Raw genomic sequence first — 1037 nt, 5'->3', positions numbered from 1 at the left:
CTCGGCCGTCCGGGGTTGACGGCGGAGCGGTTCGTGGCGTGTCCGTTCGGGGGTGTGGGGGAGCGGATGTACCGGACGGGGGATGTGGTGCGGCGGCGGGCGGATGGTGCGCTGGAGTTCCTGGGCCGGGTGGATGCGCAGGTGAAGGTGCGCGGGTTCCGGATCGAGCCGGGGGAGGTGGAGGCGGTGCTGGTGCGGCATCCGGGGGTGTCGCGGGTGGCGGTGGTGGTGCGGGAGGACCGGCCGGGGGACCGTCGGCTGGTCGCCTACGTGGTGCCGGTCGGGGCGGGAACCCGCGCCGGGGGCGAGGCGGCGGCCCTGTCCGCGGAAGTGCGTGACGGGCTTGCGGAGGCGGAGACCGTGCCGGGGCCGTCGGCGGGTGCCGTGCTGGACGCGGGGGCGGTGCGGCGGTTCGCGGCCGAGTGGTTGCCGGAGTTCATGGTGCCGGCGGCGGTGGTGGTGCTGGCGGCGTTGCCGGTGACCGGCAACGGGAAGCTGGATCGGGCGGCGTTGCCGGCGCCGGAGGCGGGGGCGGTCATGGGGCGGGGGCCGCGGACGCCGGTGGAGGAGTTGTTGTGCGGGGTGTTCGCGGAGGTTCTCGGGGTGGCCCGGGTGGGGGTGGCGGAGTCGTTTTTCGAGCTGGGCGGGGATTCGCTGCTGGCGACCCGGTTGGTGAGCCGGGTGCGGGCGGTGCTGGGGGTGGAGGTGGCGCTGCGGGCGGTGTTCGAGGCGCCGTCGGTGGCGGAGTTGGCCGGGCGGGTGGCCGCTTCGGGGGTGGCGGCGGTGCGGCGGGCTCCGGTGGCGCGGGTGCGGCCGGAGCGGGTGCCGGTGTCGTTCGCGCAGCGGCGGTTGTGGGTGCTCAATCGGGTGGCGCCGGGGTCGGCGGTGTACAACCTGCCGGTGGCGGTGCGGTTGTCCGGCGGGGTGGACGCGGCGGCGATGCGGGCGGCGCTGGCCGATGTGGTGGCCCGGCACGAGAGCCTGCGGACGGTGTTTCCCGAGGTGGACGGGGACACCTACCAGCACATCCTCGACAC

1 protein-coding gene is annotated in these 1037 nt (G+C 76.1%); it reads left to right on the top strand.

Annotated features, from left to right (window positions below; translation table 11 throughout):
* Positions 1-54 precede the first annotated feature (54 nt).
* Positions 55-1037, top strand: a 983-nt coding sequence (locus ABD841_RS40490; RefSeq protein WP_344982393.1) for a phosphopantetheine-binding protein, incomplete at its 3' end; no start/stop codon positions are given.

It is taken from the genome of Streptosporangium fragile (assembly GCF_039534445.1).
Lineage (GTDB): Bacteria > Actinomycetota > Actinomycetes > Streptosporangiales > Streptosporangiaceae > Streptosporangium > Streptosporangium fragile.
This window is presented reverse-complemented; position numbering and strand designations above follow the sequence as displayed.